At 54.9% G+C, this 13,842-nt stretch carries 14 protein-coding genes and 2 pseudogenes; 9 read left to right on the top strand and 7 right to left on the bottom strand.

What is annotated here, in order from left to right:
* Positions 1-9 precede the first annotated feature (9 nt).
* Positions 10-696 carry a GntR family transcriptional regulator gene (locus GT756_RS11365; RefSeq protein WP_004206025.1) on the bottom strand — a complete coding sequence of 229 codons (687 nt, stop codon included), beginning with the start codon at positions 694-696 and terminating at the stop codon, positions 10-12.
* A 91-nt stretch (positions 697-787) separates the two neighbouring features.
* Positions 788-1,537, bottom strand: a complete 750-nt coding sequence (gene ydfG, locus GT756_RS11360; RefSeq protein ID WP_004206024.1) for a bifunctional NADP-dependent 3-hydroxy acid dehydrogenase/3-hydroxypropionate dehydrogenase YdfG — start codon at positions 1,535-1,537, stop codon at positions 788-790.
* A gap of 130 nt (positions 1,538-1,667) precedes the next feature.
* Here ydfG and dcp point away from each other — a divergent pair, with 130 nt between their 5' ends.
* The 4 genes from dcp (at position 1,668) to GT756_RS11340 (ending at position 5,986) form a co-directional block, all read left to right on the top strand.
* Positions 1,668-3,713, top strand: coding sequence for a peptidyl-dipeptidase Dcp (dcp, locus tag GT756_RS11355; RefSeq protein ID WP_160124789.1), 2,046 nt, complete (start codon positions 1,668-1,670; stop codon positions 3,711-3,713).
* A gap of 303 nt (positions 3,714-4,016) precedes the next feature.
* Positions 4,017-4,598 carry a cytochrome b/b6 domain-containing protein gene (locus GT756_RS11350; RefSeq protein ID WP_004206021.1) on the top strand — a complete coding sequence of 194 codons (582 nt, stop codon included), beginning with the start codon at positions 4,017-4,019 and terminating at the stop codon, positions 4,596-4,598.
* Between the two features lie 51 nt (positions 4,599-4,649).
* Positions 4,650-5,339, top strand: a complete 690-nt coding sequence (locus tag GT756_RS11345) for a VIT family protein (protein ID WP_032455996.1) — start codon at positions 4,650-4,652, stop codon at positions 5,337-5,339.
* Between the two features lie 110 nt (positions 5,340-5,449).
* Entirely contained in the window at positions 5,450-5,986 is a 537-nt protein-coding gene (locus GT756_RS11340) for a GNAT family N-acetyltransferase (protein ID WP_160124788.1), read from the top strand.
* Between the two features lie 78 nt (positions 5,987-6,064).
* Here the strand turns inward: GT756_RS11340 and GT756_RS11335 are convergent.
* Together GT756_RS11335 and GT756_RS26325 are read right to left on the bottom strand one after the other, a co-directional pair.
* Positions 6,065-6,735, bottom strand: a pseudogene (locus GT756_RS11335) (SOS response-associated peptidase).
* Between the two features lie 338 nt (positions 6,736-7,073).
* The gene (locus GT756_RS26325) at positions 7,074-7,169 is read right to left on the bottom strand and encodes a YnaM/YnfT family protein (protein ID WP_272481999.1); all 96 of its coding nucleotides are present in this window, start codon (positions 7,167-7,169) and stop codon (positions 7,074-7,076) included.
* On the opposite strand from GT756_RS26325, the pseudogene GT756_RS25870 reads away from it, so the two are divergent.
* From GT756_RS25870 to GT756_RS11325, 3 genes and pseudogenes are all read left to right on the top strand, one after another.
* Positions 7,129-7,221: pseudogene (locus GT756_RS25870) on the top strand (hypothetical protein); the annotation flags it as partial. The gene GT756_RS26325 and the pseudogene GT756_RS25870 overlap by 41 nt on opposite strands.
* A gap of 450 nt (positions 7,222-7,671) precedes the next feature.
* Entirely contained in the window at positions 7,672-8,145 is a 474-nt protein-coding gene (locus tag GT756_RS11330; protein WP_017900339.1) for an Hsp20 family protein, read from the top strand.
* A 169-nt stretch (positions 8,146-8,314) separates the two neighbouring features.
* Positions 8,315-8,827: a 2-oxo-tetronate isomerase gene (locus GT756_RS11325; protein ID WP_049115547.1), complete on the top strand. Its 513-nt coding sequence runs from the start codon at positions 8,315-8,317 to the stop codon at positions 8,825-8,827.
* Between the two features lie 20 nt (positions 8,828-8,847).
* On the opposite strand, the gene GT756_RS11320 is transcribed toward GT756_RS11325, so the two are convergent.
* The gene (locus GT756_RS11320) at positions 8,848-10,065 is read right to left on the bottom strand and encodes a diguanylate phosphodiesterase (RefSeq protein WP_122543034.1); all 1,218 of its coding nucleotides are present in this window, start codon (positions 10,063-10,065) and stop codon (positions 8,848-8,850) included.
* Positions 10,066-10,463: 398 nt separating this feature from the next.
* Between GT756_RS11320 and GT756_RS26320 the strand changes: the two genes are divergently transcribed.
* Entirely contained in the window at positions 10,464-10,583 is a 120-nt protein-coding gene (locus tag GT756_RS26320; protein WP_138100189.1) for a small membrane protein, read from the top strand.
* Positions 10,584-10,612: 29 nt separating this feature from the next.
* On the opposite strand, the gene kbvR is transcribed toward GT756_RS26320, so the two are convergent.
* Positions 10,613-11,224 carry a LuxR family transcriptional regulator KbvR gene (kbvR, locus tag GT756_RS11310; protein ID WP_004206009.1) on the bottom strand — a complete coding sequence of 204 codons (612 nt, stop codon included), beginning with the start codon at positions 11,222-11,224 and terminating at the stop codon, positions 10,613-10,615.
* A gap of 311 nt (positions 11,225-11,535) precedes the next feature.
* Between kbvR and GT756_RS11305 the strand changes: the two genes are divergently transcribed.
* Entirely contained in the window at positions 11,536-12,444 is a 909-nt protein-coding gene (locus GT756_RS11305; protein ID WP_004206007.1) for a helix-turn-helix domain-containing protein, read from the top strand.
* Positions 12,445-12,470: 26 nt separating this feature from the next.
* On the opposite strand, the gene GT756_RS11300 is transcribed toward GT756_RS11305, so the two are convergent.
* Entirely contained in the window at positions 12,471-13,835 is a 1,365-nt protein-coding gene (locus GT756_RS11300; protein WP_160124787.1) for a GntP family transporter, read from the bottom strand.
* Positions 13,836-13,842: the final 7 nt, after the last annotated feature.

The raw sequence follows: 13,842 nt of genomic DNA, 5'->3' as shown, positions 1-13,842 counted from the left end.
GTCTGGTCCTTACTCTTCGCTAAACCAGTCGCGATTCTCCTGGCGGATCAGCAGCACAGATTCGCTGATTTCATGCAAATGAATACTCATGGCTTTCTCGACTGCCTCAGCGTCGCGTTTTTCCAGCGCGGTAAAAATTTCGTGATGCTGGCGCAGAAGCATCTCCGGGGAGGAGACATGGTCAAGGCTCATGTAGCGCACGCGGTCAATGGCGGCTTTGATGTTTTCCACCGTATCCCAGGCCAGCTGACAATCGGCGATAACCGAAAGCTTCTGGTGAAATTCATCATCAAGCAGGAAAAAATCGTTTAACTGCTGGCGGTCGACGGCAATACGCTGCTGATGGAGATTCTGCTCCAGTTGATAGACTTGCTCATCGTTAATCATGCCAGCGGCACGGCGGACCACCGCGCACTCAATCGCCTGGCGGACAAAGCAACCATTGCGCACCTGAGACAGGGAGATTTTGTTGACGTAGCTGCCGCGCTGGGGACGGATCTGGATAAGTCCATTCTCCGCCAGCTTAATAAAGGCCTCGCGCACCGGCTGACGAGATACCGCAAAACGCACGGAGACTTCTTTCTCCGACAGCGGCGTGCCAGGCGGGATGAGGCAGTGAACGATATCCCGGCGGAGGATGCGATAAATTTGCTGATTAACGGGTTGCGTCGGATTCAGTTGCGATTCTGCGGCCATTGATGGTTACTTTTTATGGGGTTATGCGCACTATTTTACGCGTTTTTTGCGGTTCCGCCCATACCCGGCCAGCAGGCCGGGTGGCTGACGGTTAGCCCTGGCGGTGAACGCTTAGCCCGGCAAAGCTCTGGCTCACCGGCATCATCTCCAGGGTGTTGATGTTGACGTGTTTCGGTAGGGTGGCCACCCACCAGACCGCCTCGGTCACATCTTCCGGCGTCAGGGCTTCGGTGTTCTCGTAGGTTTTACCGGCTTTGGCGTCATCGCCTTTAAAGCGGACGTTAGAGAACTCGGTGCCGCCCACCAGGCCCGGCTCGATGTCGGTGACGCGCACCGCGGTGCCGTGCAGGTCAGTGCGAAGATTGAGGCTGAACTGGCGCACAAAGGCTTTGGTCGCCCCATAGACGTTACCGCCAGCATAAGGCCAGCTGCCCGCCGTGGAGCCGATGTTGATGATATGGCCGCGATTGCGCGCCACCATGCCCGGCAGGACGGCGCGGGTCATGTACACCAGCCCTTTATTATTGGTGTCGATCATATCTTCCCAGTCTTCCACGCTGGCGCGGTGCGCCGGCTCCAGGCCGAGCGCCAGACCCGCGTTGTTCACCAGCACATCGATAGCCTGCCACTCGGCGGGCAGGTCGGCAATCAGCGTCTCAATAGCGGCGCGGTTGCGGACGTCCAGTTGCGCGATATAAAGATTATCGCCCAGCTCGTCTTTCAGCGTCTTCAGGCGCTCTTCGCGACGTCCGGTGGCAATCACTTTATGACCGTTAGCGACAAAACGGCGAGTAATACTTTCACCAAAACCGGCAGTGGCGCCGGTGACCATGATAATCATCTTACTGTTCCTCAACGCTTTTTGTGTTTTCATACCATAGCACGCACAGGCGGCGACCGGTAACGGAAATCATTGCGACCCCTTAAGGAGAAGCCTAATCTTACAGGATTAGCCTGTGCAGGAGAGAAAGATGTCCGAACAAAACCCCTTTTTTAGCGTCAGTCTGTTGCCTTATCAGGCGCCGCGGTTTGACCTGATCGAAGACAGTCACTATCGGCCGGCGTTTGATGAGGGCGTTCGGCAGCAGCGCGAGGAGATCCGCGCCATTATCGACAATCCGCAGCCGGCCAGTTTCGCCAACACGCTCGAGGCGCTGGAGCAGAGCGGGCAGCTGCTGGCGCGGGTGACGCGGGTCTTTTTCTCCATGGCCGGCGCCCATACCAACCCTTATCTTCAATCACTGGATGAACAATTTTCCGCCGAGCTCGCCGGGCTGGGGAATGACATCTGGCTCAACGAGGCCTTATTCCAGCGGGTGAACAGCGTCTACGAACAGCGCGAGACGCTCGCGCTTGACGGCGAATCCCTGCGTCTCCTGACCCTGACATGGCAACGTTTTGTTCACGCCGGGGCAACGCTGGACCCGGCGCAGAAGGCGGTGCTGCGCGCGCTGAACACTGAAGCGGCCACTTTGCAAAGTCAGTTCCAGCAGCGGCTGCTGGGGGCGGCGAAAAGCGGCGGCCTGGTGGTCGATGACCGGCATCAACTGGATGGCCTGAACGATGAGGAGATAGCGGCGGCTGCCGAGGCGGCGCGCGAAAAAGGGCTCAGCGATCGCTGGCTGCTGACGCTGACCAACACCACCCAGCAGCCGCAGCTGCTTGCGCTGCGCGACCGGCAAACGCGGGAAAATCTTTTCGCCGCCGGCTGGACGCGCAATCAGCAGGGCGATGAGCATGATACCCGTCGTCTGGTGCTGCGGCTGGCGGCGATCCGCGCGCAGCAGGCGGAACTGCTGGGGGCGGCAGATTACGCCAGCTGGGCGCTGACCGATCAAATGGCGGCTTCCCCGGCGGAGGCATTGGGCTTTATGCGTCAGATCGCGCCGGCGGCGCGGGCGAGGGCGGAACGTGAGCTGGCGGACATCCAGCAGGTGATCGACAACGAAGGCGGGGCGTTTCACGCGCAGGCATGGGACTGGCTTTACTACAGCGAGCAGGTGCGGCGGGCTGCCTATGCCATTGATGACGCGCAGCTTAAACCCTATTTTGCCCTCGAGCGCGTGCTGCAGGACGGCGTCTTCTGGACGGCATCGCAGCTCTTTGGGCTCCGCTTCGTGGAGCGCTTTGACATCCCGGTGTACCACCCGGATGTGCGGGTCTGGGAGATCTTCGACCACAATGGCGAAGGGATGGCGCTGTTTTATGGTGATTATTTCGCGCGCGATTCAAAGAGCGGCGGCGCCTGGATGGACGTGTTTGTCGAACAGTCGACCCTGCGGGAGCAGCGCCCGGTTATCTATAACGTCTGCAACTACACCCGGCCGCAGAGCGAGCAGAGCGCGCTGTTGTCATGGGATGAGGTGATCACCCTGTTCCATGAGTTTGGCCACGCCCTGCACGGGCTGTTCGCCAATCAGCGTTATGCCAGCCTCTCCGGCACCAATACCCCGCGGGATTTTGTCGAGTTCCCGTCGCAAATCTTCGAACACTGGGCCAGCCATCCGCAGGTATTTGCCCACTATGCGAAGCATTATCGCTCCGGAGAGCCGATGCCGGAGGCGCTGCGCGACAATATGTTGCGTGCGGCAACTTTCAATAAAGGATATGACATGAGCGAGCTGCTAGCCGCCGCGCTGCTCGATATGCGCTGGCACACGCTGTCGACCACTTCGTTACCGGAAGAGGTGGATGCGTTTGAACAGAAGATACTTCGGGAAGAGCAACTGGATCTGGCGGCCGTTCCCCCGCGCTATCGCAGCAGCTACTTTTCCCATATCTTCGGCGGCGGCTATGCGGCAGGCTATTATGCCTATCTCTGGACCCAGATGCTGGCCGATGACGGCTATCAGTGGTTCGTGGAGCAGGGCGGTTTGACCCGTGAGAACGGTCAGCGCTTCCGGGAAGCGATTCTGTCGCGCGGCAATAGCACTGATTTAGCTGAACTTTATCGCCAGTGGCGCGGACACGATCCGCAGATTGAGCCGATGCTGGAAAACCGTGGGATGAGTGCGTAGGGTCATTTCGGGCTGACACGATAACCGGGCGCGATGCCCGGTTTATTGACCCCTTTTTGTTCCTCAAATGTCTCCACACTGTTCTCCCCAGTCCACCCTCAAATTCTGAGAAAAAACGATACCGGCGATATTTCCGTCGCAGTAACGGGGCGGCACAGGTGACAGCGACTTTGTCCGTTTTCCAAACACAGAAAAAGAGGACATCAGGCGCCACTTATTTCCCTGCAAACACGGGTGTTAAGGTTTAATTAACAAACAGGCAGGATACTGACCTCGCCAATCCTCTCATAAAATGGCCAAATCATGAACGAACAGTTACGTAATGCACTACCGCATAAAGACACCCCTTTTTTCCGCATGCTGCATATTATTGTCGCCACCCTGATTCTGCTGCAGATTATTAGCTCTAATTTCACTGAAAGTGAGGCGCTTCGCGACCTGAATATTACCGGGGTCGTCACATGGTTTCATATTGTCTCGGGATTAGCGCTGATTGCGCTTGGTGCGGTGATGCTGGTTTGGATGCTTAATACCCGCGGGTTTCGATACTATTTTGCCTGGTCGACGTTTGATTTTCGTGGTGTGGTTGAAGACAGTAAACAGCTGATGACATTTCGTCTTCCTGAAGCCCATGCCGGGGGCATAGCGGCAATGATTCAGGGGCTTGGCGTACTGGCACTGTTAGCGGTCGCACTCTGTGGTGGACTCTGGTTTGTACTGGACACCGCGTCATGGGCGTCACCGTCGCTGGCGGAAACAGTCCTTCATTGGCATAAGTTTCTGACGGTGTTCATTGAAACCTATTTCTGGGCACATGGTGCGATGGGAGTGCTGCATATCTTTCTCTCCTTTCGCCGTCAAAGGAAACAAGCGATTATTGATTAATGTTCTGCACTTTCTAATTCCGATGAGGATGCGTATTTAAAGGGAAACGACATGCATCTTGAACGACACAGCATCGAAACCGTCGGCTGGCTAAGGGCTGCGGTTCTGGGAGCAAATGACGGGATTGTCTCAACCGCAAGCCTGGTGCTCGGCGTCGCCTCTGCAAACAGCGGCTCTTCGGGTGTACTACTGGCGGGGGTCGCCGGGCTGGTTGCTGGCGCCATGTCTATGGCCGCAGGAGAATATGTTTCGGTATCATCCCAGGCGGATACCGAAGCCGCGGCGCTTGCCCAGGAAAAAAGCGAGCTTGACGCCGATTATCAGGGAGAGGTGCGGGAGTTGACATCACTTTATATCCAACGTGGTGTGGAGCCAGCGCTTGCCCGGCAGGTAGCAGAGCAGCTTATGGCTAAAGACGCCCTGGAGGCTCATGCCCGCGAAGAACTGGGGTTAACGGATGTCCTTTCTGCGCGACCTTTGCAGGCGGCTCTCTTTTCGGCAGTGAGTTTTTCCGTCGGGGCGGGGTTGCCTTTGATCGTTGCCTTGTTATCGCCTGCAAAATTGATATCCATCTCTATCTTCTTTTCTACACTTTTTTCACTGGCTGCGCTGGGCTATCTCTCTTCCGTTGTGAGTAACGCACCGCCTGTCAGGGCGATCATCAGAATTACGTTCTGGAGCTCGCTGGCCATGCTTTTTTCGATGGGGATTGGGCGTATCGCCGGGCAGATACTATTGTAGAATTGTCGAGGGTCTGTTCCTCGACCGCTCCTCATCACTGGTTGAGCTCATCGTAGGGTTTTGATCGGCAGGGAGGAGCACTGCCCACCTCATTCGTCAAGGAGATACGTTTGCATATTGAGACTCATCGCCTGCGTCTTCGCCCTGTCATGGCTGAAGATGTTGTCGATCTATACCGAATTTATGGCGATCCGGCGACAAATACCTTTAACCCCGCAGGGCCCTATCCGGATATTGACTATGCCAGTACGGTTCTCCAGCGCTGGCTTGCCCACTGGCACGATCGCGGATTTGGCAACTGGGCCATATCGGCGCGTGATACCCCGGAAAAAATCATTGGCTTTGGCGGCGTAAGTCTACGCAGTTATAACGATGTCACCATTAACAATCTCGGATATCGGTTTTCCACTGAGGCATGGGGAAAAGGACTGGCCACCGAGTTTGCGATTGGCGCGATAAGATATGGCTTCGAGGCGCTTAAACTTGCGGAGATGTCAGCGGTTGTCCGGGCTAACCATCTGGCTTCGCAGAAAGTTCTCGAGAAAGCCGGGATGAGGTACATTAACGATATTGCTGATGTAAAAGATGCGCCGCCGAGTCTGCTCTATTCGTTGATCTTAAGCGAGTGGTTAAGCCAGTCGGGGTAACCCGCGGGCGCTTATTCGCAAGGCTGGATCGCACCGCAGCCGGCGCATCAGGTGGGGATTGCTCACAGAATCATGCGTTCATTCTACTGGCTCAATTAACTCTGGCCCTTGATTGTTGACATTGCCGACCGCCCGCGATACCGCATGCCAGATGAAATCGTCGGCGGTGACGGCTCCGTCCCTGGCAATCTCCGCCGCTTCCGCGCCGGTGACTTCTTGCCTCATCCATTCCCGGCGGCTTCCGGCGCCAGGACCAGCGGCCGGCGGTCATGAATATCGACAAGACCGCGATCGGCGGCAGCGGTCACCAGCAAAAATCCTTCGGCGCTATCCCCGCGTTCGAAGGGCGTGCTGCCAATAGCGGCCATAAATATCGGCTGGCCATCCTTGCGCTGGATGAAGTAGGGCTGCTTTTTCTCTCCGGCCTTTTTCCACTCAAACCAGCCGTCGGCGAAGCAGATCGCCCGCCCGTGCTGCCACAGCGGTTTGAACATCCTGCTGGTGGCAGCGGTTTCAACCCGGGCATTAATCAGCGGTGATTTATCCCACCATCCCGGCGCATAGCCCCAGTGAACGGGATCGAGGTGGAGTTGCGCATTCCTTTCACTCAGGAGTAACACTTTTGTCCCTGGCGCGACGTTATACCGCCCAATGGGCTCCGGGTCCCAGGGGATATCGCGTTCGGCCTTTTCTGCGAGAAACGCCAGGTATGCTTCCCGCGTCTGCGCTTGCGCAAAACGTCCGCACATCGCCACCTCCAGCCAGATATCGGAAGGAAAGTATAGTTCAGCAGGGAAGGGGCGTGGTTAGACATGATTTTGAAATCATGCGATTGTGAATTCTTTTCGCAGGCTTATAGCTGACGCTTAGGCACATACTACTTAAGTTGCCTATATTGCAGGCCATAATTCTGGCCTGAAATATATTAATTGAAGTTACGTATTCACCATGTGAATTGTTGTTGCGATAAATGTACGCAGGCGCAAGTACTGAGTATATGTCGCCTGAACAAGGCGTGTAGATGGGGTTGAAGGTGGGGTGTTTACCCGCCGCTGCAACAGACGAAAGGCAACGGCGTAGAAAAAGATTAGTTATCCGGGTTGTTGGAGATGCCTCTCCATACCATCCCCAGACCGATCAACATCGACGCGAAGAGGGCGAACAGGGTGGTAGAGATAAAAATGCTGGTCATTATGATGCCTCAGAAAGTGCGTATGCAGATTATTAGGCACGGGGGGACGAGAAAGGTTCCTTCCCTGGCGGATTATCTTTTCACCAGCGTCTTTCCGTCTGGCGCCAGCGAGGCGGATGTCATATCGAGGCACCGCTCTTGACGGAGGGATAATGCGGGGAGCCGTGTTTCTCCCTGCGCTGTTGCAGGAAGCCACTGACAGGGGGATGCGTCGCGTTTCGGGCGTTGACATCCCATTGTACAAGTTATATATACATGTCGCTTCTGTTTATTGAATGTTAAACAGCATCAGTTATGGGACTCAGAAGCACCACACCCCCGCCGTCGGGCGGGGGTTACTTTGCCACCTGACCTGGTTATTTCTCACGGTGACTGACGAAGAAAATTTTTATTTCAGGTCTTGAAAAACGCGCTTTAGCTATTATTTTATATAGCGGACAAGCAATGCTTGCCTTTATGTTGAGCTTTTGAATGGATATTCAGGAGGTTAATGATGGCACTCAAAACCTTGTCAGCACTCCCGGTATTTGCTGATTCCCTTTTTGCCGATCGCTTTAATCGTATTGACCGTCTTTTCAGCCAGTTAACTGGCGATACGCCGGTGGGTACCTTACCTGCCTACGATTTACAGAAAGTGGATGACAGTAATTTTCTGCTCAGCGTCAGCGTACCAGGCTGGAAAGATGATGAACTGGAAATTGAGACCGTAGGCGGTAATTTACATATTACCGGCAAACGCGCGCAAACCGAAAATCATTCCGGCGGCAGCCAGGGCTGGATTTATAAAGGCATTCGTCGGGCTGATTTCCAGCTCAGTTTCTCGCTTCCTGAACACGCCCAGATTAATCAGGCGCAGCTGGATAGCGGGATCTTAAAAATTGCTATCCATCAGGAAATACCCGAGAGCGAAAAACCGCGCAAAATTGCGATTGAGAATCAAGGCAGGGTGATCGAGCATAAAGTTTGATTGCGCCTCTGTCCTAAAGTTGTTCATTTCAAGGCCCGCGCTGCGGGCCTTTATATTATCCGCTAAAGGAGGCGTAAACGGCCTCCCGGCGATCAGAGAAATCGATATGCTATCCTGTAAACAGGGCCTGTGAGGCTGTGTTCCTTCTAAAAGTCGGCGAGGTGTCAGAATGACGGACCAAATCGATAAAGACGCACAAAATACCCATGAATTGACCGCTCGGGTGGCCCGGGCGCTTATTGCGAGAGGCTGGCGACTGACCACGGCGGAATCCTGCACCGGTGGCAATCTGGCGGCGGCGCTCTGTGCTCAGGCTGATACCGCGGCCTTTTATGATACCGGCGTGGTTACCTTCAGCGATGAAGCCAAGCGCAACGTGCTCCAGGTCCGCGCGGAAACCCTGGCGGTACATAGCGCTGTCAGCGAAGCGTGCGTTCAGGAAATGTCGACCGGTATTTTGTCGTTAGCCGGAGCCGATATCGCCATCGCCATCAGCGGCTATGCGGGGCCGGAAGGAGGGGAGGATGGAACTCCCGCCGGGACGGTATGGTTTGCATGGAACTTTCGCGGCCAGATCGAAACCCAACGGATGCGCTTTACCGGTGACTGCGAGGCAGTGGTGGCACAAGCGGTGCGCTTCGCCATGGCGGCGCTGGGCGAAAAGCTCGCCCACTGGCAGTGACGCTACCGGACGCTGCGCCTTTACAGATCCGCAGCCTGGCGCTCTACCGGCCAGAAAATCTCCCCGATGCCATTCAGACAAGGCCGGGAGAACAGGAAGCCCTGAAACAGGCGAATGCCAACCGACTGTAGCCAGCACCACTCCTCCAGGGTTTCAACGCCTTCCGCCACGACCGTGATGCCTAAATCCTCGCAGCAGCGGACGACCGAGGCGACAATCGCCTGCTTGGTGCCGCTGATATGAATGTTGCGCACCAGCTCTGCGTCCACTTTGATTTTATCAGGCTGAAAGCGGGTCAGTAACGACAGGCCGGAGTAACCCGCGCCAAAGTCATCGATGGCCAGCTTCATGCCCGCGACGCGCAGCGCTTTGAGCACCTTGCGGAACTGGTCGAAGCAGGTGATCACCTCCGTTTCGGTGACCTCTATCAGCACCTGGTCCGGCCTGAGGCCGGCCGCCAGCAGGCTGTTCATCAGCCAGCCGACGGCGTCAGGATGGTTATACAGCGAACCGGGCAGCAGGTTAATGGCCAGTTGGTGTTTGCCAAGCGGTAGCTGACTTGCGAGAGAGAAGGCATATGCTTTGCTCTCGAGGTCGAAACGGTAACGATCCTCCGCCGGGATGGCGGCAAACATCTCCACAGGGGATCCGCCGGTGGGGCTGCGGATCAGCGCTTCAAAGGAGGAGATTCGCTTTTTCGCTGGTTCGACGATAGCCTGCAAGGCAAACTGGCAGGGTTGATCGGGCAGATGACGCGGCGTGGCTGTGCTCGCGGCGGCCTTCATCGTCCAGCGAGAAGGCTGCAACGGCTCGGGAAGACAATAGCGCCCACCGTTAGCGATAAAGGCGTTAATCAGTCGGAACATCCGGTCGTTGATTGGCTCGGTGACCCCGAACGAGCTAATGCGCAGGATCTCCTCCAGCGCGCCATCGTCATCGTAAAGACGGAGATCCAACATGCGCATCCCGGTGCCGCGAAAGCGACGGTAGGCCGAATAGTCGCGCATCAGCTCAACCACATCGCGATGGCGCGGATCGCTTTGTATTTCGTGGAATAACGACTCCAGACTCTCTTCGCTCCCTTCCAGCACCTGGAAGAACTGCAGGCCGTTAAACAACAGAATGCCGGTGATGCCAAGGGGCGTATTTTTCCCGCAGGCGCGATGAATTAAAGCGTCGAGATCGGTGAGCGGGCGGTCAGGATCAACCTGGCTGCGATAAATCAGGGTGGTTAGCATTAGTCATTCCGGTCGCTGCAGCAAAGCTGCGATGGCCTGTACAGCGCATGTTGAGAAAAGTATGGCCTGCCCCCCAAATAGGGAGTCTGTGTTTGGTGCCCTTTAACTAACCGTGATGTCCGCACGCAGAACGTGAGTTTCACTTGGTGACTACCTTCACTCTACAGGGAATCTAAAGTTTAGCTATCTTTTTCGCATGCTCAATGCAAAAAAGGGCAAACAGACCGATCGCCCTTTTTGAAATATTGGCTCAGCGTATTAACTAGCCGGTTAATACTCGTCACCAGGAATTATCTTACCATTCTATTTCACGCTCTCAAAAAGCGATGCTGGTCTTGCCTCGATAAAATAGAATGCATAATATCAGTCCAGGTTAAATTTCTTTTTTTAGGTCTGCTATGAGTGACTTGTTTATTATTTTATGCCTGATTCTCTGTCCCGTTATTTCTTTGTGGAGTGGTGTTTCTTACATTCGGGAAAGACGCAAAAGACGCTACGTCTTCCGTTCCAGAAGATAATCTGCAGAGGTAATACAATGGCGATTGTATTAACGTCTTGCGAGTAGTTTTACGAGGTTGTTAAATTGCTGACGGCTGTTTAAATTGAACTTGCACATAATATTCTTTTTATGCGAATGAATTGTTTTATGGCTAATTTTAAGCGCCGCGGCGACTTCATGCGGACTTAATCCAATACTGAATGCGTAAATGACTTTGGTTTGCGCATCGCTGACCGTCTTGCAGGCGCAATTGATGCAACGCCGCAGGCGATTGAAGGATGGGTCATGATGAGGTGGCAGGGAGCGCTGAATCGCGCTGGCTATCTCATCTTTAAGAAGCTGAACGGGAGCGTGGGGAGGCATAAACACCGCCTGCCGCAGACAGTTGGGTAAACCCTCTTCGGCGGTAGCTTGTTCATTATCCTGAAAAATAAAAAGCGTGTATTGCTCTGGGGCATGCTGAAACAGGTCATGACACAGGTACCATTCTCCCGCCACCATTTCCGTGAAGATCACATTAGCTTGCGCCATCCCATCCGCGTTCCATTGTTGAGAAAACTGATACTCTGATCCCCCGTAGGTCTTCATCGCTTCATCCACCAGTTCCGCAATAGCAACCCGCAAATAGTGATTTTTTATATTGATCAAAAAATTCGTCATATAACTTCCCTGTTGGGTATTAAAAAAGGTGTCAGAATAAATTAAAGAATATAATGGTGAGGTGCAGACGTTTTTTAGCCGGGGTAATCTAAGGGATGTTTTTCATTAATGCAATATCTGCCTGGAAAAGTGAGATATCGGTGTATTGGTATGCGAAAGTTCCTAATAAACAAAATGTTAAGGATATATCGCTCAGCGTTTTAAGCGTTTTGATGATTTTTTATTTTTGCGATGCATAAAAAGCTTAGTGATAGCCAGTATCTGTTGTTAGAATTAGCGGAGGACAAGATTACAGGAAGTATGTAGTGCTTATGAAGCAGAAGCTCTATTTAAAAATGTTGGCGTGGCTGGAGGATAATATCTACTGTAACCCGGCGATCGATGACCTGGCACAGTATATGGGCTATTCCCGTCGGTTTGTGTACGAGGTGTTTTATCAATACGGCCGGTTACCCATCGGGCAGTATATTCGCCTGCGGCGCTTGACCATCGCAGCGGTCAGTCTGCGCTTAACGCGGCAACCGATCGCCGCTATAGCCTGGCAGTTAAGTTACGATTCTCCGCAGACCTTTTCCCGCGAGTTTAAGAAACGGTTCTCGCTTTCGCCACGGGAATACCGATGCGCAGCGCACTGGGATACGGCAAAACTGTTAAAAAAATTCTCCCCTGATGATGAACGTCTGCCATTGGCGCGGATCTGTTCCCTGCCGGAGCGGGTCTATTATGGCTACCCGATGAAGTATGAACTGCGCCTGTCGGATATGGTGCTGCAACGCACCGCTAAGACGGCTATCAGACAAAAGGTTGACCGTTTTTTTACCACCGGAGAAGGCTCGCTTTCCATACTCTCTGATTACGCCGCGGCGCGTCAAAATGAGCTTAACGTCGAGATTAACGCCTTTGTTGGTTGTCATGAGACGCGAAAGCCATCGTCCACGTTGACCGCCCGGTCGGGACTCTATGTCGGAGTTGATTTCTACGGCAGCTGGTCACGCTATGCCCGTTTGTCCAGCGATCTCTATCTGGATCTGCTGCCAACGCTGGGGGTAAGCCGTCGCGACGGGTATGACATAGAATGTTTCATGGCACGCCATACGGAAGGCGGAGATACAGAAGAGAGGTGCTATCACGTACGCTATTTTATACCGGTGACGCTGAAAGCGGCGGCTCAGCAGCCGGGCAGCGATAATGAGTCAGTCCCCGCGAGGGGGACCCAATAAGGTGGCCGGAGCCACCCAAATAAACTTCACAGTAAAAACCACAGCAGCCAGGTAATGAGGAAGCCCGTCACCCCCATGATGGTTGTCAGTACGGTCCATGTTTTGAGTCCGTCCGGCACCGAGAGCCCCAGATAGCGCGTGACCACCCAAAATCCGGCATCGTTGACGTGTGACAATCCGAGTGAGCCGAAGCAGGTCGCCAGCGTCACCAGCACCAGCTGCAGCGGCTCCAGCCCGGCAACCGCCTGTGACAGCAGGCCGGAGGTGGTGAGGATCGCCACGGTGGCCGAGCCCTGCGAGGCCCGAAGCACCAGCGACAGCAGGAAAGCGGCGGGCATCAGCGGCAGATGAATCGTCTCCAGCGCCTCGGCTAAGGCATTGCCGATGCCGGAGGCGACCAGCACCCCGCCAAAGGCGCCGCCGGCGCCGGCGACAAGGATAACGTCCGCCGAGGAGGGGATCGCGCTGCCGGTCACTTCTCCCAGTTTTTTCAGGTTCATACCCCGCCGGATGCCCAGCGTCCAGCTGGCCAGCCCCAGGGAGATCAGCAGGGCGACGGGCGGGGTGCCAATGACGGTCATCAGCTGGCGAATCGCGTTTTCCGGCAGCAGCAAGGCCTGATAGAGCGTTCCGGAAACAATCAGCACGATGGGCACCACGATCAGCCCGCCGATAACCAGCGCATTCGGCGGCGCCAGTCGGGTCTGCTGCGCGTTGACGGAGAGGTCGGGCACCTCGGCCGTTTGCTGCTGTTCCAGCACGTTAATCGACAGATGATAATGGCGCTGATTGATCGACCGGGCGACAAAATAACCCACGATACCCACCACGACCGACACCCCAATCCCCGCCAGCATCAGCCAGCCGACATCGCTATGCAGAATACCTGCCGCGGCCGCCGCGCCAGGGTGGGTTGGCAATGCCACGTGGACGGTTAACATCACTCCGGCCATTGGCAGGCCAAACTTCAACGGCGACATATGAGCGACTTTACTGAAGCCGTAAATTAACGGAATGATGATAATAAAGCCGACTTCAAAGAAGACTGGCGTGCCGAGAATAAAAGCGACGATGGTTAAGGCGGCAATCGTCCGTTTAGAACCCAGCACGCCGGTCAGCGTTTTCGCCAGCGATTCGGCGCCGCCGGATATTTCAATGAGCACCCCCAGCATTGATCCCAAAATAATAATGCTGGCGATATGGCCGAGCAGGCCGCCCATCCCTTTTTCAATGGTGGTAATGATCTTATCCGCCGGAATGCCGGTGGCGAACGCCACCAGCAGGCTGACGATCAGGAGCGCCACAAAAGGATGCGCTTTAGCTTTGATCACCAGCAGGAGCAACAGCACTACGCTGGCTAACGCAATAAGTAACAGCGCCGATGTCGACATAGTTTTG

Origin of the sequence: Klebsiella sp. Q2, assembly GCF_009900705.1 — a bacterium.
In the GTDB taxonomy this organism is placed as follows: domain Bacteria; phylum Pseudomonadota; class Gammaproteobacteria; order Enterobacterales; family Enterobacteriaceae; genus Klebsiella; species Klebsiella quasipneumoniae.
This window is presented reverse-complemented; position numbering and strand designations above follow the sequence as displayed.